Origin of the sequence: Brevundimonas vesicularis (assembly GCF_014204545.1) — a bacterium.
GTDB lineage: Bacteria > Pseudomonadota > Alphaproteobacteria > Caulobacterales > Caulobacteraceae > Brevundimonas > Brevundimonas vesicularis_B.
In genome coordinates, this window is record NZ_JACHLJ010000002.1 from 697,571 (window position 1) to 718,832 (window position 21,262).

General features: G+C 67.8%; 18 protein-coding genes. 7 read left to right on the forward strand and 11 right to left on the reverse strand.

The window, feature by feature from the left end; all coding sequences use genetic code 11:
• Nucleotides 1–24: 24 nt before the first annotated feature.
• From HNP47_RS11585 to mutM, 3 genes are all read right to left on the reverse strand, one after another.
• The gene (locus HNP47_RS11585; protein ID WP_184279677.1) at nt 25–813 is read right to left on the reverse strand and encodes an enoyl-CoA hydratase-related protein; all 789 of its coding nucleotides are present in this window, start codon (nt 811–813) and stop codon (nt 25–27) included.
• Nucleotides 814–1,042: 229 nt separating this feature from the next.
• Nucleotides 1,043–1,486, reverse strand: coding sequence for a hypothetical protein (locus HNP47_RS11590; protein ID WP_184279678.1), 444 nt, complete (start codon nt 1,484–1,486; stop codon nt 1,043–1,045).
• Nucleotides 1,487–1,504: 18 nt separating this feature from the next.
• A complete protein-coding gene (mutM, locus tag HNP47_RS11595) occupies nt 1,505–2,368 on the reverse strand; it encodes a bifunctional DNA-formamidopyrimidine glycosylase/DNA-(apurinic or apyrimidinic site) lyase (RefSeq protein ID WP_184279679.1) in 864 nt (287 codons plus the stop codon).
• Nucleotides 2,369–2,489: 121 nt separating this feature from the next.
• Here mutM and HNP47_RS11600 point away from each other — a divergent pair, with 121 nt between their 5' ends.
• Entirely contained in the window at nt 2,490–4,541 is a 2,052-nt protein-coding gene (locus HNP47_RS11600; protein ID WP_174085447.1) for an OPT family oligopeptide transporter, read from the forward strand.
• 185 nt (nt 4,542–4,726) lie between these two features.
• On the opposite strand, the gene ubiG is transcribed toward HNP47_RS11600, so the two are convergent.
• Nucleotides 4,727–5,542: a bifunctional 2-polyprenyl-6-hydroxyphenol methylase/3-demethylubiquinol 3-O-methyltransferase UbiG gene (gene ubiG / locus HNP47_RS11605; RefSeq protein ID WP_221415078.1), complete on the reverse strand. Its 816-nt coding sequence runs from the start codon at nt 5,540–5,542 to the stop codon at nt 4,727–4,729.
• Between the two features lie 56 nt (nt 5,543–5,598).
• Between ubiG and HNP47_RS11610 the strand changes: the two genes are divergently transcribed.
• The 5 genes from HNP47_RS11610 to HNP47_RS11630 all read left to right on the forward strand — a co-directional run bounded on the left by HNP47_RS11610 (nt 5,599) and on the right by HNP47_RS11630 (nt 12,195).
• On the forward strand, nt 5,599–6,888 hold the full coding sequence (locus HNP47_RS11610) for an aspartate kinase (RefSeq protein ID WP_184279680.1): 1,290 nt from the start codon (nt 5,599–5,601) through the stop codon (nt 6,886–6,888).
• Between the two features lie 62 nt (nt 6,889–6,950).
• Nucleotides 6,951–9,209: a phosphoenolpyruvate--protein phosphotransferase gene (gene ptsP, locus HNP47_RS11615; protein ID WP_409360155.1), complete on the forward strand. Its 2,259-nt coding sequence runs from the start codon at nt 6,951–6,953 to the stop codon at nt 9,207–9,209.
• Nucleotides 9,210–9,321: 112 nt separating this feature from the next.
• On the forward strand, nt 9,322–10,413 hold the full coding sequence (locus HNP47_RS11620; RefSeq protein ID WP_221415080.1) for a RodZ family helix-turn-helix domain-containing protein: 1,092 nt from the start codon (nt 9,322–9,324) through the stop codon (nt 10,411–10,413).
• 48 nt (nt 10,414–10,461) lie between these two features.
• Complete coding sequence (ispG, locus tag HNP47_RS11625) at nt 10,462–11,598, forward strand: flavodoxin-dependent (E)-4-hydroxy-3-methylbut-2-enyl-diphosphate synthase (RefSeq protein ID WP_184279683.1); 1,137 nt, start codon at nt 10,462–10,464, stop codon at nt 11,596–11,598.
• 129 nt (nt 11,599–11,727) lie between these two features.
• A complete protein-coding gene (locus HNP47_RS11630; protein WP_184279684.1) occupies nt 11,728–12,195 on the forward strand; it encodes a PEGA domain-containing protein in 468 nt (155 codons plus the stop codon).
• Nucleotides 12,196–12,256: 61 nt separating this feature from the next.
• Here the strand turns inward: HNP47_RS11630 and HNP47_RS11635 are convergent, their stop codons facing one another.
• The 3 genes from HNP47_RS11635 to HNP47_RS11645 are packed head-to-tail and all read right to left on the reverse strand — an operon-like array spanning nt 12,257 to nt 14,168.
• A complete protein-coding gene (locus tag HNP47_RS11635) occupies nt 12,257–13,033 on the reverse strand; it encodes a sulfite exporter TauE/SafE family protein (protein ID WP_184279685.1) in 777 nt (258 codons plus the stop codon).
• A gap of 32 nt (nt 13,034–13,065) precedes the next feature.
• Entirely contained in the window at nt 13,066–13,506 is a 441-nt protein-coding gene (locus HNP47_RS11640) for an Rrf2 family transcriptional regulator (protein WP_055808795.1), read from the reverse strand.
• A gap of 56 nt (nt 13,507–13,562) precedes the next feature.
• Entirely contained in the window at nt 13,563–14,168 is a 606-nt protein-coding gene (locus tag HNP47_RS11645; RefSeq protein ID WP_184279686.1) for a response regulator, read from the reverse strand.
• Between the two features lie 205 nt (nt 14,169–14,373).
• On the opposite strand from HNP47_RS11645, the gene prfA reads away from it, so the two are divergent.
• A complete protein-coding gene (gene prfA, locus HNP47_RS11650) occupies nt 14,374–15,441 on the forward strand; it encodes a peptide chain release factor 1 (RefSeq protein ID WP_184279687.1) in 1,068 nt (355 codons plus the stop codon).
• Here the strand turns inward: prfA and HNP47_RS11655 are convergent, their stop codons facing one another.
• The 4 genes from HNP47_RS11655 to HNP47_RS11670 all read right to left on the reverse strand — a co-directional run bounded on the left by HNP47_RS11655 (nt 15,442) and on the right by HNP47_RS11670 (nt 21,193).
• Nucleotides 15,442–15,780, reverse strand: a complete 339-nt coding sequence (locus tag HNP47_RS11655; RefSeq protein ID WP_221415081.1) for a hypothetical protein — start codon at nt 15,778–15,780, stop codon at nt 15,442–15,444.
• Nucleotides 15,781–15,945: 165 nt separating this feature from the next.
• Nucleotides 15,946–16,557 carry a glutathione S-transferase family protein gene (locus HNP47_RS11660; protein WP_184279689.1) on the reverse strand — a complete coding sequence of 204 codons (612 nt, stop codon included), beginning with the start codon at nt 16,555–16,557 and terminating at the stop codon, nt 15,946–15,948.
• 56 nt (nt 16,558–16,613) lie between these two features.
• A complete protein-coding gene (gene odhB / locus HNP47_RS11665; RefSeq protein WP_184279690.1) occupies nt 16,614–18,137 on the reverse strand; it encodes a 2-oxoglutarate dehydrogenase complex dihydrolipoyllysine-residue succinyltransferase in 1,524 nt (507 codons plus the stop codon).
• Nucleotides 18,138–18,178: 41 nt separating this feature from the next.
• Entirely contained in the window at nt 18,179–21,193 is a 3,015-nt protein-coding gene (locus HNP47_RS11670; protein WP_184279691.1) for a 2-oxoglutarate dehydrogenase E1 component, read from the reverse strand.
• Nucleotides 21,194–21,262 lie beyond the last annotated feature (69 nt).

Here is a 21,262-nt window from a genome sequence, read left to right on the forward strand (position 1 = left end):
GATCGGTTGACGCGTGCGTGCGACCTATCGCCCCTTGAACTCGGGTTTGCGCTTTTCGACGAAGGCGGACATGCCCTCCTTCTGGTCCTCGAAGGCGAACAGGGAGTGGAACAGGCGGCGTTCGAACTGGACGCCTTGCGTCAGGGTCGTCTCCAGCGCGGCGTTGACCATCTCCTTGTTGGCCATGATCGCCAGCGGGCTTTGCGAGGCGATCTTGGCGGCGATCTTGCGCGTTTCGTGCAAAAGGGTGTCGTGCGGGAAGACGCGCGAGGCCAGACCGGCGCGTTCCGCTTCCGCCGCATCCATCATCCGGGCGGTCAGGACCATGTCCATGGCCTTGGACTTGCCCACCAGACGGGTCAGGCGCTGGGAGCCGCCGATGCCCGGCGCTACGCCCAGGTTGATCTCGGGCTGACCGAACTTCGCCTTGTCCGAGGCGACGATGAAGTCGCACAGCATGGCCAGTTCGCAGCCGCCGCCGAGAGCGAAGCCGTTGACCGCGGCGATAATCGGCTTTCTGAAGCGGGTGATGCGGTCGTGGCCGAGGGCGAAATAGTTGCCCGTGTACATCTGGGCATAGGTCTGGTCCGCCATCTCCTTGATGTCGGCGCCGGCGGCAAAGGCCTTTTCGCCCGAGCCCGTCAGGATCAGGCAGCGTACGCTGTCGTCGTGCTCGACACTGTCGAGGAAGTCGGCGAGGTCCTTGAACAGGGCCGAGTTCAGGGCGTTCAGCGCCTCGGGCCGGTTCAGGGTCACCACCGCATAGCCGTCGGCGTGGCGTTCGATCAGCAGATTGGAATAGGCGTCGGCCATGGTCGGTCTCCTTCGTTTGATCGGTCATAGCGGACACCGCCTCTTTCGTCATTCCGGGCGAAGGGCCGCTTGGCCCGAAGACCCGGAACCCAGCGGCGGGCGTGAGCGCGAACCTGTCGCGGACACCTGCGCAAGACATTGGCGAGGCCCAAGCATTTCGCCTTCGGCGCCGCTGGGTTCCGGGTCTGCGCTGCGCTTCGCCCGGAATGACGAAAGAAGGAGTGCCGGGTCAGCGTCGGGGCATCAGCGCCAGGGTCAGGGCGGCGCGCGCCAGCTCGACCACGACCACCATGCCCAGAAGAAGATTGGCTGCGATCACCTGACCCCGCGCGCCCGACAGGTCCAGCGTCCAGCCGAAGACGGACGACAGGGCCAGGATCAGCGCCGAGAGCAGGACCAGGCCGACCAGCAGCATCAGGGCGACGTGACCCGCCTTCAGCGCCGCCTGAAGCGTCGGCCCCTCGTCCAGCACGCGGGCGCGGCGGCGCAACAGACGCGCGATCAGGCCGGTGGCGGCGGCCTCCGCGACAGCCGCGACGACCAGGGCGGCGACGAACCACCAGATCAGGTCGCCAAGGTCGCCGGCGCGCAAGCCCTGGACGAAATGGACGAAATAGGCGCCCCAGACCAGGACGCCGACGATCAGACTGATCCACAGGTGGATTTTGCGCATAGGTCGGACCTCGACGGCTTATCGCTTCTGGCAGGAGGGACAGTAGAAGGTGGAGCGGCCGCCCTGGACGATGCGGGCGACGACACCTGTGCACTTGTCGCCCCGGCACGGATCGCCCTCGCGGCCGTAGACGTCGAACCGGTGCTGGAAATAGCCCTGCCCGCCCTCGGCGTTGGCGAAGTCGCGCAGGGTCGAGCCGCCCGCGGCGATGGCGTCGTTCAGGACGTTTCTGACCTCGGTCGCCAGACGCTCCAGCCGCGCCTTCGACACCGATCCGGCCGCGACCAGGGGCGAGATGCGGGCGCGGTACAGGGCCTCGCACACATAGATATTGCCCAGGCCGGCGACGATCCGCTGATCCAGCAGGCTGACCTTGATGTTCTGTTTCTTGCCCGCGAAGGCCTCGACAAGATGGGCGCCGGAAAAGCCGTTGCCCAGCGGCTCGGGCCCCAGGCCGGCGAACCAGGGATGGGTCTCGACCTGGTCGCTGGGGATCAGGCCCATGAAGCCGAACCGGCGCGCGTCGGCGTATCCGATGCGGGTCGCCGCCCCATCGCGGATGGCGCAGCCGCTGAAATGTTCGTGCTTGCCGGCGATGGGCGCGGCCTCCTCGAACTCGCCCAGCAGGGTTCCGTCCAGGGTGAAGCGGCCGGTCATGCCCAGATGGGTGATCCAGGTCTCGCCGATGGACAACGGCATCAGCAGATATTTGGCCCGCCGGTCGATCCGCAGGACCGTCGCCCCCTCCAGCCGTTCGACGAAACGCTCGGGGAAGGGAAATCGCAGGTCGGGCCGGTTGATCCGGACCCGCGACAGCCGCGCGCCCTCCAGCACCGGCGTCAGGCCGCGTCGGACGGTTTCGACCTCGGGAAGTTCGGGCATGGGCCGGTCCTAGCCCGTCCGGGTCGCGGGGCCAAGCGGCGGGGGCGCTCGCATCTGACCGCGACCAGTTGCCGCCTGCGACAGAATGCGCTTACGTCCGCGCAAACGTGGGACCCTGCCGATGACTGACGCCGCCGCCGCCCCGAAGGGCCGGCTAGAACTTACGCTCCGCGCCTTGGTGCTGGGCTGCCTGCTGGCGGTGATCTTCACCGCCGCCAACACCTATCTGGGCCTGCTGGTCGGCCTGACCTTCGCCTCGGCCATTCCGGCGGCGGTGATCTCGATGGCGGTGCTGCGGGCGTTCCGCACCTCGACCATCTGGGAGAATATGACCGTCCAGACCGTGGCCTCGGTCGGCGGGGCCATGAGTTCGATCATCTTCGTCCTGCCGGGCCTGGTGATGATCGGCTGGTGGCTGGAGTTTCCGTTCTGGCAGTCGGTGGCGATCTGCATCCTGGGCGGCGTGCTGGGCGTGACCTTCTCGATCCCGCTGCGTCGGGCGTTGGTCGTCAACGGCGGCCTGCCCTACCCCGAAGGCGTCGCCGCCGCCGAGGTGCTGAAGGTCGGCTCGCGCGGGGCCGAACAGACCGAAAGCGCGGTGCGCGAGAACAAGTCCGGCCTGTGGGTCGTGGTCGCCGGCGCCGTGGTGTCGTCAGGGTACGCCCTGCTGGTCGCGGGTCGGGTCTTTGCGGGCGAAGCGGCCAAGTTCTTCAAACTGCCGGCCGCGCTGGGCGGCGGGGCGACGGGCATGGGCTTCGGCATGCAGTTCGCCTTGCTGGGCGCCGGTCACCTGATCGGCCTGACGGTCGGTCTGGCGCAGCTGTTCGGCCTGGTGCTGGCCTGGGCCATCGCCGTGCCGATCCTGACCAGCCCGGACACCATCGCGTGGCTGACGGCGCACGGCATTCCGTCGATCGCCTCGACCCTGCCCGCCGGCGCGCCGGCCGAGGAGCTGGCGACCACCGTCTGGGCGCGCGAGGTCCGCTTCATGGGCGCCGGCGTCATCGGCGTCGCCGCCATCTGGACCCTGATCAAACTGGCCGGTCCGCTGATCGGCGGCCTGACCTCGGCGCTGGCCGCCAACGCCAAACGCGCCCACGGCGAGGTGCTTGAGCGCACCGAACAAGATTTGCCGATCAAACTGGTGGGCGGCGTGTCGGTCGCCTGTCTGGTCGGCATCGCCGGCCTTCTGGCCTGGTTCGCCCAGAGCGCCCCGGCGCTGGCGGGCTCGACGCCGCTCCTGGTGATCGGCGGCCTGGTCTATGTGGTGCTGATCGGTTTCGCCGTGGCGGCCATCTGCGGCTACATGGCCGGTCTGATCGGCTCGTCGAACAGCCCCGTGTCGGGCGTCGGCATCCTGGCCATCGTCATCGCCTCCCTGCTGATGCTGGGCGTCATGGCCATCGCCGGCGTGCCGGCCGATCCGTCGATCATCGCCTTCGCCCTGATCGTGACGGCGGTGGTCTTCGCCGTCGCCGTCATCGCCAATGACAACCTTCAGGACCTGAAGACCGGCCAGTTGGTCGAGGCCACGCCGTGGCGTCAGCAGGTGGCGCTGATCGTCGGCGTCGGCGCCGGCGCCCTGGTGATCCCCTTCATCCTGAACCTGTTGAACCAGGCCTTCGGCTTCGAAGGCGGCCCGCCCGCCATCGTGGAAGGCGCCAAGACCCTGGCGGCGCCCCAGGCGACCCTGATCTCGGCCCTGGCGCGCGGCGTCATCGGCGGCGACCTGCGCTGGGACCTGATCGGCCTGGGCGCAGCGATCGGCGTGGTCATCATCGTGCTGGACGCGGTCGTGTCGAAGGCGACCAAGGGCAAGGTCAAGCTGCCGCCGCTGGCCGTCGGCATCGGCTTCTATCTGCCGGCTGCGGTGACGACCATGCTGGTCATCGGCGCCGTCGCCGGATGGATCTACGACAAGGCGGTCTCGTCCACCCGCTACGCCGACGTGGCGCGGCGGATGGGCGTGCTGCTGGCTTCGGGCCTGATCGTGGGCGAGAGCCTGTTCGGCGTCTTCACCGCTGGCGTCATCGTGGCGACCAGGGACGACGCGCCCTTCGCCATGCTGCCCGAAGGATCGGCGTGGCCGGCCATGCTGGCGGGCATCGTCGGCTTCGCCGTCGCGGTGTTCGGCCTGTACGCCTGGACGCGCAGCCGGGCTTCGAAGGTCTAGGGGCGGACTGGCGCCTCTCCCTCCCCTGCGGGGGAGGGTGGCTGAGCCGAAGGCGAAGCCGGGTGGGGGCGGCAGGGCGACACGTCGCAAGTCTGTCTTAGGTTGAACAGGTGCGGCCTTGCCGGCCGCCCCCACCCGGTCGCTAGCGCGACCACCCTCCCCGGAACGGGGAGGGAAAAGCTGGCTCAGGCGCGCGTCGCGACCATCATATAGTTGATGCCCGCATCGTCGGTCTGGCTCCATCGATCGTGAAGCGGATCGTAGTTCAGGCCGTAGGGCCCCTCGACCGCCACCGGCTCGGCGGCCAGCATCGCGCGGATTTCGTCGGGTTTCAGGAACTGGCGCCAGTCGTGGGTGCCGGCCGGAACCCAGCGCAGGATATATTCCGCCGCCACCTTGCCCAGGGCCAGCGACTTCAGCGTGCGGTTCAGGGTGGCGACCATCATCACCCCACCCGGCCGGACCAGGCGCGAACAGGCGCGCACGAAGCTTTCGGGATCGGCGACGTGTTCGATTACCTCCATCGTCAGGACCACGTCGAACGGCCCCGCTCCTTCCGCCTCGATTTGTTCGACCGTGGCGGCGCGATAGGCGATATCCAGGCCGACCATGTCGGCGTGGGCGCGGCCCGTGCCGATATTCTCGGACGAGGCGTCGATGGCGGTGACGTCAAAGCCCATCCGCCGCATCGGCTCGGCGATCAGTCCGCCGCCGCAGCCGACGTCGAGCAGGGTCAGACCTTCGAACGGCGCCCGCGCCTTGGGATCGCGGCCCAGCCTCGTGCAAAGCTGTTCGCGGATCAGCGCCAGCCGCGCCGGGTTGAAGCGGTGCAGCGGCGCGAACGGCCCGTGCGCATCCCACCATTCGGCCGCCTGGGCCGAGAAGCGCGCCACGTCGGCGGGGTCGATCGATGCGCCGAACGCCGTTTCGGACGAATTTTGCGAAAAACCATGCCCCTGTTGGGGTAGGCGAGACGGAGCGGCGCCGTTAGAAGCGGTCATGACGCGAGGGATGAACCTTCGCGCCCTTTCACGCAAGCAGGGGGCGGAACGCCACGATGACGCGGCCTGATTCTTCACAATCAGATACCACACGACTGGTGATGAAGTTCGGCGGCACCTCGATGGGCGACCTCGAACGCATTCGCCGTGCGGCGCGGATCGTCGCGGCCGAAGTCTCGGCGGGCAAAAAGGTCGCCGTCGTCGTCTCCGCCATGGCGGGCAAGACCAACGAACTGGTAGCCTGGACAGACGGCGCCGGACCGGCCGCTGCGGGCCTGCCGCTCAGCGATGATGAATATGACGTGGTGGTCGCCTCGGGCGAACAGGTGACCTCGGGCCTGTTGGCCGCGACTCTGCGCAACATGGGCTTCAACGCCCGCTCGTGGATGGGCTGGCAGGTGCCGATCCTGACCGACGACGCCCACGCCCGCGCCCGCATCATCGACATCCCCGGCGAGAAGCTGGGCGCCGCGGTCGACGCCGGCGAGATCGCCATCGTGCCTGGCTTCCAGGGCGTGACGGCGGACGGCAAGATCACGACCCTGGGGCGCGGCGGTTCGGACACATCGGCGGTCGCCGTGGCGGCGGCTCTGGGCTGCCCCTGCGACATCTATACCGACGTGGACGGCGTCTATACGACCGACCCGCGCATCGAGAATCGCGCGCGCCGCCTGGCCAAGGTGTCGTACGAAGAGATGCTGGAAATGGCGTCCCTGGGCGCCAAGGTGCTGCAGACCCGCTCGGTCGAGCTGGCCATGGCCAAACAGGTCCCTGTCCGCGTTCTTTCAAGCTTTATCGAACCCGACGCGAATGGCGTCATGCCCGACAAGGGTGGAACCCTGATCTGCGACGAGGAGGAGATCGTGGAAAAACGTATCGTGTCCGGTGTGACCATGAGCCGTGACGAGGCCCGCATCACCCTGCTGGGCCTGTCCGACCGGGTGGACGCCCCCGCCGACGTCTTCACGCGCCTGGCCGAGGCCAACGTCAACGTCGACATGATCGTGCAGAGCCAGTCGCGCACCGCCGGAACGGTCAACCTGACCTTCACGACCGGCCGTCGCGACGCCGTGCGCGCCGCCGACCTGATGACCGCCGCCAAGGAGCAGCTCGGCTTCGAGGAAATCCGCGTCGACGAGGACGTGGCCAAGGTTTCGGTCGTCGGCGTGGGCATGCGCAGCCATGCGGGCGTCGCCCAGACCATGTTCAAGGCCTTGGCCGACAAGGGCGTGAAGTTCCAGGCGATCTCGACCTCCGAGATCAAGATCAGCGTGCTGATCGACGCCGCCTACGCCGAGCTCGCCGTTCGAGCTCTGCATTCGGCATATGGTCTGGACGCGGTATAGGGTGATTTCAGAAGGCGCCTAGGCGCCGGGGCGCGGGAGACATGATGCCGGCAGGCGGCGCGATGACCAGAGGACCCCGGATCCTCCTGCGCCAGATCCGCGAGGCTCTGGGCGGGGCCGGCGCGGGCGCGACGCCGGCGCAGGACCGGCTGAACATGGTCGTCAAGATCATCGCCCGGTCGATGGTCGCCGAGGTCTGCTCCATCTATCTGCGTCGCGCGTCGGGCGAACTCGAGCTGTTCGCCACCGAGGGTCTGAACCCCGACGCCGTGCACAACACCCGCCTGCGGCCCGGCGAGGGTCTGGTGGGTGAAGTGGCGCGGATGGCCCAGCCCATCAGCCTGTCGGACGCGCCGTCGCATCCGTCCTTCTCCTATCGTCCCGAGACGGGCGAAGACCCCTATCACGCCTTTCTGGGCGCGCCCCTGCTGCGCGGCGGTCGGGCCATCGGCGTCCTGGTCGTCCAGAACCGCACCGAGCGGCGCTATGACGAGGAAGAGGTCGAGGACATCCAGACCATCGCCATGGTCCTGTCCGAAACCGTGTCGTCCGGCGAACTGTTGGCGCTGGACGAGCTGCGCGACGTGGAGCTGGCGCCGCACCGGCCCGAACGGCTGAAGGGTCAGAAGTTCGCCGACGGCCTAGCTTTCGGCCATGTGGTTCTGCACGAGGCGCCGCTGGCGCCCGAACGCCTGCTATCCGACGACCCGGCGATGGAGGAGGCGCGGCTGAAGCTGGCGCTGGCCACGCTGAAAACCGGCCTGGACGTCATGCTGGACAAGGGCCAGGGCCTGGCCGGTCCGTCGTTCGAGGTGCTGGAAACCTATCGGATGTTCGCCGACGACCGGGGCTGGAACCGGTCGCTGGAAGAGGCTGTGAGGAACGGTCTGACCGCCGAGGCGGCGGTGGACCGGGTCAGGAACGAACACCGCGCCCGCTTCGCCCAGGCGCGCGACCCCTATATCCGCGAGCGGCTTCACGACTTCGAGGACCTGGCCAACCGGCTGCTGCGGGTGCTGGCGGGCGACAAGCCGGGCGAGCGCGAACTGCCCGACGACGCCATACTGGTGGCGCGCAACCTGGGCCCCGCCGACCTGTTGGAATATCCGCGCGACAAGCTGAAAGGGCTGTTGCTGGAAGAGGGCTCGGCCGCCAGCCACGCCGCCATCGTCGCCCGCGCGCTGCAGATCCCGTGCGTCGGACGCCTGATGGGCCTGCGCGACCGGCTGTCGGAAGGCGATATGGTCATCGCCGACGGCGAGACCGGCGAGACCTATCTGCGCCCCCGTCCCGACATGCTGGAGGCGGTGCAGTCGCGCATGGCCGTGCGCGAACAGCGCCAGGCCGAGTTCGCCCAGCTGCGCGACGTGCCGGCCGTGACTTTGGACGGGCAGCGGATCACGGTCCTGACCAATGCCGGCCTGGCGGTCGATCTGGAAAACATGATCGAGACCGGCGCCGAGGGCATCGGCCTGTTCCGCACCGAGTTCCAGTTCATGGTCTCGGACGAACTGCCCCGGCTGGACGCCCAGACGGCGCTCTACAAGCTGGTGCTGGACGCGGCGGGCGACAAACCCGTCACCTTCCGCACCCTGGATATCGGCGGCGACAAGGTCCTGCCGTATCTTGAGGCCGAGCGCGAAGAGAACCCAGCGCTGGGCCGTCGCGCCATCCGTTTGGGTCTGGATCGGCCGTCACTGCTGCGGATGCAGCTTCGGGCGCTGCTGGCGGCGGGGGCCGGGCGCGAACTGCGCGTCATGTTCCCGATGATCGCCACGGTGGACGAGTTCCGGGCCGCGCGCGAGCTGGTGGATATCGAATGCGCCTGGGCGCGGCGTCGCGGGCGCGCCTTGCCCGCCCTGCTGCGCGTCGGGGCGATGGTCGAATGCCCGTCCCTGTTATGGCATCTGGACGCCCTGCTGCCGCTGACGGATTTCGTCTCCATCGGCACCAACGACCTGTTCCAATACATGTACGCGGCCGACCGGACCAATCCGCTGGTGTCGGATCGCTATGACCCGCTGTCGCCGCCGACCCTGCGGGCGCTCCAGACTATCCAGAAGGCCTGCGCCGATACGGGCACGCCGGTCTCGATCTGCGGCGAACTGGCGGGGCGGCCGCTGGAGGCCTTCGCCCTGATCGTGCTGGGCTTCACCCGCCTGTCGGCGCCGGCGGGCGGTGTCGGGCCGGTCAAGCGGATGATCCTGTCGGCGGACCTGTCGGCGGCCCGGCGCGGCATGGCCAATCTGCTGAACCTGTCCACCGGCTCGGTCCGCAACGAGATCGAATCCCTGGCGCGCAAGCTGAACGTCGCGGTCTGATCGCAGACGTCTGCACGCACGGGCGGCGTTGCTGGTCGGCGCGCAATCGTCTATCTCGGGCCCTGTGAACGGCGCGTCGGCGCTGTGTTTCCCGGACATGGGGTCAGGCGTCATGACGCTGAATGCGGGGGTCGCCCCCGAGGCGATCGAAAGCATTGCGGACCGGCCCGATCCGACGGCCGCCTTCGTCGACGCCGCGACCCTGGGCGACGGCTTTCGGGCCGCCCGCGAGTGGTCGGGCAAGTCGCCGGCCGAACTGGCCGCCGAGACCAAGGTGCATCGCCGCTTCCTGACCGCCCTGGAGCAAAACGACTGGTCGTCCCTGCCCTCGCGCGTTTTCGCCCTGGGCTATGTGCGGGCCTACGCCTCGGCCCTGGCGCTGGACGAACAGACCGCCGTCGAGCGGTTCAAGCGCGAGAGTCCGGACACCTCCGTGCCGCTGAAGGCGCCCATCGGCATCGCCTTCGAGGATGTGAAACGTCATTCGCCGCGCATCGTCGCCGGCGTCGCCGCCGTGGTGGTCGCCGTCATCGGCTGGAACGTGTTCCAGCGCGCCAGCCTGCATCAGACCGCCCATCCGTCCGATATCGCCGCCGTGCCGAAGACCTGGACCGGGGCGGCCGATCCGGATCCGCAGGTCGCGCTCAGCGCGCCCATGTCCGCCCCGCCCGACCAGACGACGCCGGCCCTCTACATCACCCCGGGGCTGGAGGCCGAACTGACCGGGGTCGATCCGACCGATCCGGCCGTGATCGCCGCCGCCGCCAATCCCGAGCCGGTGCAGAAGGCGTTCAACCCCCGCGGAGCCGTCTATGGCGCCTCAGCCAACGCCTCGATGGTGGTGATCCAGGCCAAGACGGCCGGCGCCCTGGTCGTGCGGTTGGGCGACGGTCAGGCCCTGTTCGCGCGCCAGATGGCGCCGGGCGAGGCCTGGCGCGCGCCCATCGGCGTGGCGGCGACGGTGGACGTGTCCGACCCGGCCGCCTTCGACGTCTTCCTGAACGGCGAGTACGGCGGACCGCTGGCCGGCGTCCTGACGCCGCTGGCCCAGTTGAACAGCCGCGCAGATCAGGCGGCCAAGGCGCTGGCCGCCAGCCAGGCGCGTGCCCAGGTCCAGGCTCAGGCCGCTCAGGCCCGGACCCAGGCGGCCGCGACGCCCTCCCCCGCGTCGATGCCCTCTTCACCCGCCCCGGCGCCGAACTGACACGACGGCCGTGGTCCCGCCGTCATCATCGGCCTATATGATGCTCCCATGAGCGACCACACCCACGTCCGACCCTGGCGCCACATCGAGCGTCGCAAGAGCCGCCAGATCCGCGTCGGCTCGGTCCTGGTGGGCGGCGACGCCCCGATCAGCGTACAGTCGATGACCAATACGCCGACGACGGATGCGGCGGCGACCATCGACCAGATCCGTCAGTTGGAAGAGGCGGGCGCCGACATCGTGCGCGTCTCCTGCCCCGACGTGGAATCGACCGCCGCCTTCAGGACCATCGTGCGCGAGGCCAAGGTCCCCTTGGTCGCCGACATCCACTTCCACTACAAGCGCGGCATCGAGGCGGCCGAGGCGGGCGCCGCCTGCCTGCGCATCAATCCGGGCAACATCGGTTCGGCCGACCGCGTCCGCGACGTGATCCAGGCGGCCAAGGACAATGGCTGCTCGATGCGGATCGGCGTCAACGCCGGTTCGCTGGAAAGGGAACTGCTGGAAAAATACGGCGAGCCCTGCCCCGACGCCATGGTCGAGAGCGCCCTGAACCACGCGCGCATCCTGCAGGACCACGACTTCCACGAGTTCAAGATTTCGGTGAAGGCGTCCGACCCGTTCCTGACCGTCGCCGCCTATCAGCAGCTGGCGGACGCCATCGACTGCCCCCTGCACCTGGGCGTGACCGAGGCGGGGCCGCTGCGCACCGGCACCATCAAGTCGGCCATCGGCCTGGGGTCGATGCTGTGGGCCGGGATCGGCGACACCATCCGTGTGTCTCTAGCCGCCGATCCGGTCGAGGAGATCAAGGTCGGCTTCGACATCCTAAAGTCGCTAGGTCTGCGCCACCGGGGGGTCAACATCATCGCCTGCCCGTCCTGCGCGCGTCAGGGCTTCAACGTCATCGAAACGGTGGCGGTGCTGGAAGAGAAGCTGGCCCATATCTCGACGCCGATGAGCCTGTCGGTGATCGGCTGCGTCGTGAACGGACCGGGCGAGGCGCTCTATACCGACATCGGCTTCACCGGCGGCGGCAAAGGTGCGGGCATGATCTATCTGAACGGCAAGATCGCCCACAAACAGGCCAACGACGGTATGATCGACCACATTGTCGACCTGGTCGAACAGAAGGCCGCCGAACTGGACGCCGCACGCGCGGCAGAGCTTCAGGCGGCGGAGTAGCGGTCGCTCCGCTCTGGTTGCAGAAACTTGGCGCGCGTCACAAACCTGTGATTGACGACAACGGGTCTGCGTGCGACCTGTGCGTCAGGTTCGGCCGGGGGGCCGACCCGTTAATCCACTGAGGGGCCCATGATTTCCAAAAACGCCGCACGCCTTGGCGTGCGTCTGCTCGCGCTTGCCGGCGTGGCGCTTTCGTTGCCTGCCTGCGCGACCGTCACGCGCGGCTCCAGCCAGCAGTTCACGGTCGAAAGCACGCCGCCCGGGGCCCAGGTCAGCACGTCGAACGGCTTTGAATGCCAGGCGACGCCTTGCACCTTCCGCATGCCGCGCAAGGACGGCTTCCGCATCACGGTCGCCAAGGAAGGCTATGTCTCGCAAACGCATGAGATCACCAGCAGCGTTTCCGGCGCCGGCGGAACGGCCATGGCCGGCAATATTCTGGTCGGCGGCATCATCGGCGGGGCCATCGACGCCACATCCGGCGCCATGAACGACCTGAAGCCTAATCCTTTGGTCGTCACCCTGCGCACGCCGGCCGAAGAGGCGGCAGCGGCCCGCACTCCGGCCCCGACCACCGGCGCGCCGGGCGGTCAATAGCCGAAGACCCGCGATTGAACGTGAGACGGCGGCGGGTGCGAGCCCGCCGCCGTTTTCTGTTTCAGATCACCTTGAACAGACGCAGGGCCTGATAGCCGGCGGACAGGAGCACCACGGCGCCGACGCCGTAGGTCAGGGCGCGGCGCGGGGCGATGCGGGCGATGACGCCGGCGAAGGGGGCGGCGATCAGGCCGCCGAGGATCAGGCCCAGCACCGCCATGGCGTGGGTAGAGAAGCCCTCGGCCTCCTGCCAATGTCCGGTCAGCAGGGCGACCAGGAAAGTTGCGGAAATGGCGGAGGTGACGAAGAACTCCGCTGTATTGGTGGTGCCGATCGAGACGCGCGGATCCTGGCCCGTCCCGAGGAGGGTGGTGGTGACCGTGGGTCCCCAGCCGCCGCCGCCGATGGCGTCGAAGAAGCCGCCGACCAGACCCAGGGGGCCGGCGAACTTGCGCGGGAAGATCCGCTCGCGCGTCTGACGGGTGGCGCGCCAGATGATCACCACGCCCATGATGGCCAGATAGGTGGTGATGAAGGGTTTCAGCAAATCCCCGTCGACGCTGGTCAGGACAAAAGCGCCGAAGCCGCCGCCGACGACGCCGCCGAGCGCCAGCGGCACGAACAGCTTCCAGTTCACGTTCTTGTTGACCGTATGGGACCCGGCCGACGCCGCCGTGGTGAAGACCTCGGCGGCGTGAACGCTGGCCGACGCCGTCGCGGGCAGCACGCCGAACGACAGCAGGACGGTGGAGGAGATCACGCCATAGGCCATGCCCAGCGCCCCATCCACGATTTGGGCCAGAAAACCGACGGCGAGGAAGAGCAGGAAATCTTGCATGGCGTCCTCAGAACTTAGTCCAACGGTGCGGGCTATTTCCCTAGTCGGTCAATAGGAGAAGAAGTGACGGCGGCTTGCAGAAGGGTTCGCGCCTCGAAGACGGCGGCGATCGCGTCGCGCCCGTCCTGAAGCACGGGCTGCAACGGACAGGTCTCGACATCCGGGCAGGTCTCGCACGGACCATAGGCGGTGCGCGAGGCGCAGGGCGCAAGGGCCAGCGGGCCTTCCAGCGCGCGGATCACGTCAGCGAAGCTGATCGCGTCGGCGGGCGCGCCGAGCGCATAGCCGCCCGCCCTGCCCCGCTTCGAAGCCAGCAGACCCTGACGGCGCAGATCCAGCAGGATGGCCTCCAGGAACTTTCGCGGAGCCGCCGCCGCCTCGGCGATCTCGGCGATGGTCGCGGGTCCGCCGTCCGGCAGACCGGCCAGATGCACCATGGCGCGCAGGGCGTAGCGGGACCGGTTCGACAGCATGATCCGTGATCGCCCGCCTGCGCCTTAGACGCAAGCCGCGGTGGCTGGCCCGACCCTCAGGCGAGGCGCGCCACCGCCTCCAGAATCTGCGCGCCATTATAGGGTTTCAACACCAGGGCCTCGGCCATGTCCGCATTCTTCGCCGCGGCGGCGACATCGCCAGAAATGAAGATAACCCGCACGGCCCAGCGGTCGGTCAGGACGCGGGCCAGTTCCACCCCGGTCATCTCGCCCGACAGATTGATGTCCAGCAGGGCCGCATCAATGCTGTGCAGCGCAGCGGCGGCCTCGGCGGTGGCGGCGCTGTGGAACGGACCGACGACATTATGGCCCGCCTCGGTCAGCAGTTCGGTCAGGGAGGCGGCGGCGTCGGGATCGTCCTCGACCACCAGAAGGGTCAGGGCCTCGACCTCGGCCGGCGCCGTGGCGTCAAGCGGCGTCTGACGCGTGACCACCGCGCGAAGGTCGCGCCAGACCTCGGTCGACGGGCGGTCGGTGTCCAGATCATAGATGGCGGCCATGGCCTTCAGTTCGCGGGCGTCCTCGGGCGACAGGTCGCCGCCGGTCTCGGCCAGACGGCTGTCGTACAGGCGGCACAGGCGATCGACGCTTTCGGCGACCTCGGCGGCGTCGGGGTGCGACGGGGGCGGGCGATCGAACATGGCGTCCTCCTCACGATTGTTCGATCTCAACTAATGGCTTCGAGCCGATTGCGTCACCGCGATTGACGCCATCGTGACCCGGCCGTCATCGCCGATCACAAGCGCGGCGCCGGCGCTGGCCCGCGCCCCCGATACGGCTGCAATCGACACGAGCCCGCCCGGCGGGTAAGGACGGCGCTCCGCTTTTTCTCAGGACATTTCCCTCTTGCGACTGCCCCAGGCCCGTCTCGATCAGGTGCTCGACCGTTTCCACGAGGTGGAGGCGCGCATGGGTTCGGCGACCGACGGCGCCGAGATTGTGCGGCTGTCCAAGGAGCACGCCGAGCTGAAGCCCGTCGTCGATGCGGTCCAGGGCCTGGCGCGCGCGCGCGCCGAAATGAAGGACCTGGAGGCCATGACGGCCGATCCGGAAATGGCGGCGATGGCCGAGGAAGAGCTGCGGGCGCTGACCGACCGGCTGCCCGAGCTGGAGCGTGAGGTCGCCCTGCTGCTGGCCCCGCGCGACGCTGACGAAAACGCCTCGGCCGTGCTGGAAGTGCGCGCCGGCACCGGCGGGGACGAGGCGGCCCTGTTCGCGGGCGACCTGTTCCGCATGTATTCGCGCTACGCCTCCACGCGCGGCTGGCGGATCGAGCTGGACTCGGCGACCGAGGGCGACGCCGGCGGCTATAAGGAAATCATCGCCACGGTGACAGGCGATGGCGTGTTCGGCCGTCTGAAGTTCGAGAGCGGCGTTCACCGGGTGCAGCGCGTGCCGACGACCGAGTCGCAGGGGCGCATCCACACCTCCGCGGCGACGGTGGCGGTCCTGCCCGAGGTCGAGGACGTGGAGATCGAAATCCACGACAAGGACATCCGCATCGACACCTTCCGCGCGTCGGGTTCGGGCGGCCAGCACGTCAATACGACCGATTCCGCCGTGCGCATCACCCACCTGCCCACCGGCATCATGGTGACGTCGTCGGAGAAGTCCCAGCACGTCAATCGCGACAAGGCGATGAAGAACCTGCGCGTGCGCCTGTACGACATGCAGCGCCAAGCCAAGGACCTGGCCCGTTCGGACAGCCGCAAGTCCCAGGTCGGGTCGGGCGACCGGTCGGAACGAATTCGCACCTACAACTATCCGCAAGGGAGGGTCAGCGATCACCGCATCAACCTGACCCTGCACAGCCTGCCCCAGATCATGGAAGGCGATATCGATCCGCTGCTGAACGCCCTGATCGCCGAGGACCAGGCGGCGCGTCTGGCCGATCTGGAAGCCGAGTTCGGCTGATCAGCCCAGTACGCCGGTCAGCGGCAGCCACAGCACCACGCCGGTGACGGCGGTGTAGGCGGCGAAGGCGTGGACCGACTTCAACCGGCCGCTGGCCAGCGGGCTGTCGAGATCGGCGCGGTTGATCCACAGCAGATAGGCGGCCTGGATCGCCCAACCGGCGAGGAAGGCGACTACGGCCCAGGCGCTGAGCGCCGCCAGCGCGACGCCCGACATAAGCACCACCACGCCGCCCAGAGCGATCACCCCGTCTGCGATCTGATCGTCTGCGGGAACGGCGATGACGCCGGACAAGGCCCGTTGAAGACGCCAGTTGAGCCAGGCCTGATACAAAAGCATCAGTCCGCCCAAGACGTAGAACATCCCTATTGCGCGCGCCGCCCACTCCATGTCCGAAATAAGGCGCCATTTTCGGCGGTTGTAATCAGGGAAAATGCGACGCCGATTCGGATCGTTAACGACCGGCGCAAATTAGACACAACCGTTGGTCTGCGAGCGCGCGCGCTAAGCTTTGGCGGCCAGGGCGCGCTGGACCGCCGGACGCGCCGACATGCGCTCGAAATGCGCCTGGACGCGCGGAAACTCGGCGATGTCGACGCCGTCGCTTTCCAGCCAGCCGGCGAAGGTGAACAGATAGGGGTCCGCGACCGTATAGGCGTCGCCCATCGCCCATTCGCCGGTCAGGTCTGCTTCAATGAGAGCGAAGCCGTCGCGCATGTTCTGCGTGACCTTGGCCGCCATCGACGCCCGTGCGGCGGCATCGTCGCTCCAGCGCGCGGCGCGACGACCGTGGGCGTGGGCGACGTGGACGGTGGTGGCCAGATAGAGGTTGAACGACTGCATCCGGGCAAAGGCGAAGGGATCGGTCGGCGCCAAGAGGCCAGGCGGCGACAGGGCGGCGATGTGCGCCAGAATGGCCGGGCTTTCAGTCAAAACGCCCTGATCGGTCGCGAGCGCAGGAACGCGCCCCTTGGGATTGATCGCCAGATAGGCCGGCTCGCGTTGCTCGGCCTTGGCGAAGTCGACCAACCGCACCTCATAGGCCAGCCCCGACTCTTCCAGCGCGATATGGCTGGCCCGGCTGCAGGATCCGGTCGCGGCGTAGAGGGTCAGCATGGTCGCGCCTCGCAGCAAAGAAAAAGGCGGCGAGATCATCGCCGCCTTTCAGGAAATCAGAGGTCCAGCAGGGCCCGCGCCGGATCTTCGAGCAGTTCCTTGACCCGGACCAGGAAGGTCACGGCTTCCTTGCCGTCCACGATGCGGTGATCGTAGCTGAGGGCCAGATACATCATCGGGCGGATCTTGACCTCGCCGTTGATGGCCATCGGGCGCTGGACGATGTTGTGCATGCCCAGGATGCCCGACTGCGGCGCATTCAGGATCGGCGTCGACATCAGCGAGCCATAGGTGCCGCCGTTGGTGATGGTGAAGGTGCCGCCCTGCATCTGATCCATGGTCAGCGAGCCGTCACGCGCGGCCTTGCCCAGGGCGCCGATGCCCTTTTCGATGCCGGCGAGGCTGAGGGTGTCGGCGTCGCGCAGGACCGGAACCACCAGACCCTTGTCGGTGCCGACGGCGACGCCGATGTCGTAGTGGTTCTTGTAGATGATGTCCGTGCCGTCGATCTCGGCGTTGACGGCCGGGATCTCATGCAGGGCCGCGACGACGGCCTTGGTGAAGAAGGACATGAAGCCCAGCTTCACGCCGTGGCGCTTTTCGAACACGTCCTTGTACTGGGCGCGCAGGGCCATGACGTTGGTCATGTCCACCTCGTTGAAGGTGGTCAGCTGGGCGGCCGTGTTCTGCGATTCCTTCAGACGACGGGCGATGGTCTGACGCAGGCGCGTCATCTTCACCCGCTCTTCGCGCGGCTGGTCGGCGCGCGGGGCGGCGGGCGCAGCGGCGGCGGCGGGGGCCGGAGCCGAGGCCTGGCCGATGGCGGCGATGGCGTCAGCCTTGGTGATGTTGCCCTTCGGTCCCGTGGCGTTGATGGCCTTGGGATCCAGATTGTTCTCGCCGACCACGCGCTGAACGGCGGGCGACAGGGTTTCGTTCTTGGCGCCCGAAACCTGAGCCGAGCCGGTGTTGGCGGGCGCGGCGGCAGGGGCCGGAGCGGCGGCGAAAGCCGATGCGGCGGCGCCCGAACCCGAGATGGAGCCGATCTTCTGGCCCGGCGTCACGGTCGCGCCTTCGTCGGCGGCGATCGTCAGAACGCCGTCAGCCGGAGCCGACACCTCGACCGCGACCTTATCGGTCTCGATTTCGACCAGCAGCTCGTCCTTCTTGACCGTGTCGCCGTTCTTCTTGACCCACTTGCCCATCGAGCCCTCGGCGACGCTCTCGCCCATGACCGGCACGGTGATGTCGATGGCGGCGGCGGCCGGCGCGGCCTTGGTGTCAGCCTTGGCGGCCTTGGCAGGGGCAGCGGCGGGCGCAGCGGCCGGAGCGGCGGCGGCGGACGCGCCTTCCGTCACCGAACCCAGGACCGTGCCGGGAACGACGTTGTCGCCCTCCGCCGCCTTGATGTCGCCCAGCACGCCGTCGGCGGGCGAGACGACCTCCAGCGAAACCTTGTCGGTCTCCAGCTCGACCAGCAGTTCGTCCTTCTTGACCGGATCACCGACCTTCTTGGTCCACTTTGCGATGGTGGCTTCGGTGACGGATTCACCGAGGGCGGGGGTCAGGATGTCGGCCATGTCAGGTCCAGCTCGTCTCTAGTCGGTCTTTTATACGTGTATCAGGCGAAGGCTTCGGTCGTGAAGGCTTCGAGTTCCTTCAGGTGCCGGCTCATCAGACCGGCGGCGGTCGAGGCCGAGCCGGGACGGCCGACGTAGCGGGCGCGCTTGGCCTTCACGTCCAGCTTGTCCAGCGTCAGCTCCAGCCACGGATCGACGAACGTCCAGCCGCCCATGTTCTTCGGCTCTTCCTGGCACCAGACCAGTTCGGCGTTGGGGAAGCGGGCGAGTTCCTTGCGCAGCGACTGGATCGGCCACGGATAGAACTGCTCCAGACGCAGGATGTAGACGTCGTCCACCGCCTGGCCGTCCTTGGCCTTCTTCTCGCGCGCGTCCAGCAGGTCGTAATAGACCTTGCCCGAGCACAGGATAACGCGGCGGATGTCCTTGTCCGCCTTGATCGTGATGCCGGCGATCTCGGGCCGCGTCTGGGCGTCGTCGTGCAGGACGCGGTGGAAGGCTGAGCCCTCCGCCAGGTCCGCCATGGACGAGACGGCCTTCTTGTGGCGCAGCAGCGACTTGGGCGTCATCAGGATCAACGGCTTGCGGAACGGCCGATGCATTTGGCGACGCAGGATGTGGAAATAGTTGGCCGGGGTGGTGCAGTTGGCGACCTGCATATTGTCTTCGGCGCACTGTTGCAGGAACCGCTCCAGACGGGCCGAGGAGTGTTCCGGTCCCTGGCCTTCATAACCGTGGGGCAGCAACATGGTCAGGCCGCTCATGCGCAGCCATTTGCGTTCGCCAGAACTGATGAACTGGTCGATCACCACCTGGGCGCCGTTCACGAAGTCGCCGAACTGGGCCTCCCACATGACCAGCGTATTAGGGTCGGCCAGCGAATAGCCGTACTCGAAGCCCAGCACCGCCTCTTCCGACAGGGCCGAGTCGATAACCTCGAAATTGGCCTGGCCTTCGCGCAGGTTGTTCAGCGGGATGTAGCGCTCTTCGGTCGTCTGATCGATGATGCCCGAGTGACGCTGCGAGAAGGTGCCACGCACCGAATCCTGACCCGACAGACGGATCGGGAAACCTTCATCCACTAGGCTGGCGAAGGCCAGGCTCTCGGCCGTGGCCCAGTCCAGGCCCTGACCCGAGGTGATGGCTTCGCGGCGCCCGTCGATGACGCGCTTCAGCGTCTTGTGCATGTCGACGCTGTTGGGGATCGTGGTCAGGCGGTGGCCCAGGTCGGTCAGCTTGGCCAGCGGCACGGCGGTGTCGCCGCGCAGCTCGTCCTTGGGCGACTGGAAGCCCTGCCACTGGCCGTCCAGCCAGTCGGCCTTCTCGGCGGACCAGGTCTTGCCGGCCTCGAACTGCTCGTCGAGGAATTTCTCGAACCGCTCGACCTCGGCGTCCACCTCGGCCTGACTGATCACGCCTTCGGCCACCAGACGCTGCGAATACAGTTCGCGGGTCGAGGGCTGGGCGCGGATCTTCGAATACATCAGCGGCTGGGTGAAGGTGGGATCGTCGCCTTCGTTGTGGCCGAAGCGGCGGTAGCAGAACATGTCCACCACCACGTCCTTGTGGAACTTCTGGCGGTATTCCGTGGCCACCTTGGACGCGAAGACGACCGCCTCGGGGTCGTCGCCGTTGACGTGGAAGATCGGGGCCTGGACCATCAGGGCCACATCCGACGGATAGGGCGACGAGCGCGAGTTGCGCGGGCTGGTGGTGAAGCCGATCTGGTTGTTGATGACGAAGTGCAGCGTGCCGCCGGTGCGGTAGCCCTTCAGCCCCATCAGGGCGAAGCATTCCGCAACCACGCCCTGGCCGGCGAAGGCGGCGTCGCCGTGGATCAGCAGCGGCACGACCTTGGAGCGATCCAGCGCCCACTGGCCTTCGGGCACGCCCTCGTTGGCCTCGCGAATGTCGAACGCCTGTTTGGCGCGCGCCTTGCCCAGCACGACCGGGTTGACGATCTCGAGGTGGGACGGGTTGGCGGTCAGCGACAGGTGGACGTGGTTGCCGTCGAACTCGCGGTTCGACGAGGCGCCCATGTGATATTTGACGTCGCCCGAACCCTCGATGTCGCTCGGCACGGCCGAGCCGCCCTGGAACTCGTGGAAGATGACCTTGTAGGGCTTGCCCATCACGGCGGCGAGCACGTTCAGGCGGCCGCGGTGGGCCATGCCCAGCACCACCTCGTCGACGCCCAGCGAACCGCCGCGCTTGATGACCTGCTCCAACGCCGGGACCATGGCCTCGCCGCCGTCCAGACCGAAGCGCTTGGTGCCGGGGAAGCGCTTGTGCAGGAAGCGTTCGAAGCCTTCGGCCTCGACCAGCTTGGACAGGATGGCCAGCTTGCCTTCCTTGGAGAAGGCGTTCTGCTCGAACTTGTCGGCGCCCTCGAACCGCTGCTGCAGCCAGGATTTCTCTTCCGGTTCAGCAATGTGCATGAACTGGATGCCGATATTGCCGCAGTAGGTGCGCTTCAGGATCTCCAGCACTTCGCGGATCGTGCCGGTTTGAAGACCAAGCACGCCGTCCAGGAAGATCGGACGATCCAGATCGGCGCCGCTGAAGCCGTAGAATTCGGGCGTCAGCTCGGGGTTCTCGACCGGCTGCTCGATGCCCAGCGGGTCCAGCTTGGCCTGCAGGTGGCCGCGCACGCGATAGCTGCGGATCAGCATCAGGGCGCGGATGGAATCGTGGGCGGCGGCGCGAATCGCATCGGCCGAGACGTCGGCGGACGCGGCCTTGGGCGCAGCAGCAGCCGGCGCAGCGCCGGGCTTTTTGGGATCGGGCTTGGGCGCCGGCCAACGGCCGTCGAAGACGCCGGTCTCCTCGGTCGGCTCGGTCGCCACGCCGCGGCCCCAGCTCCCGGCGCCGGCCGAAGCCGTCACCAGGGCGGCGTTGTCGCGCAGCTGGTCGAAGAAGGCTTTCCATTCGGCGGAGACGGAGCCGGGGTCTTTCGCCCACTTCTCCTGAAGCTCCTCGACGTAGGCCGCATTGGACCCGTAAAGGAATGAGGTCTCGGCAAAGACCTGGTTCAGCCGACCGGCATCGTCCGCCATCGTTTCGCAATCCCTGAGCCCCGACGGACACATCTCCGTGAGGGGCGCGCCCGTCATATAGGCGTCGTT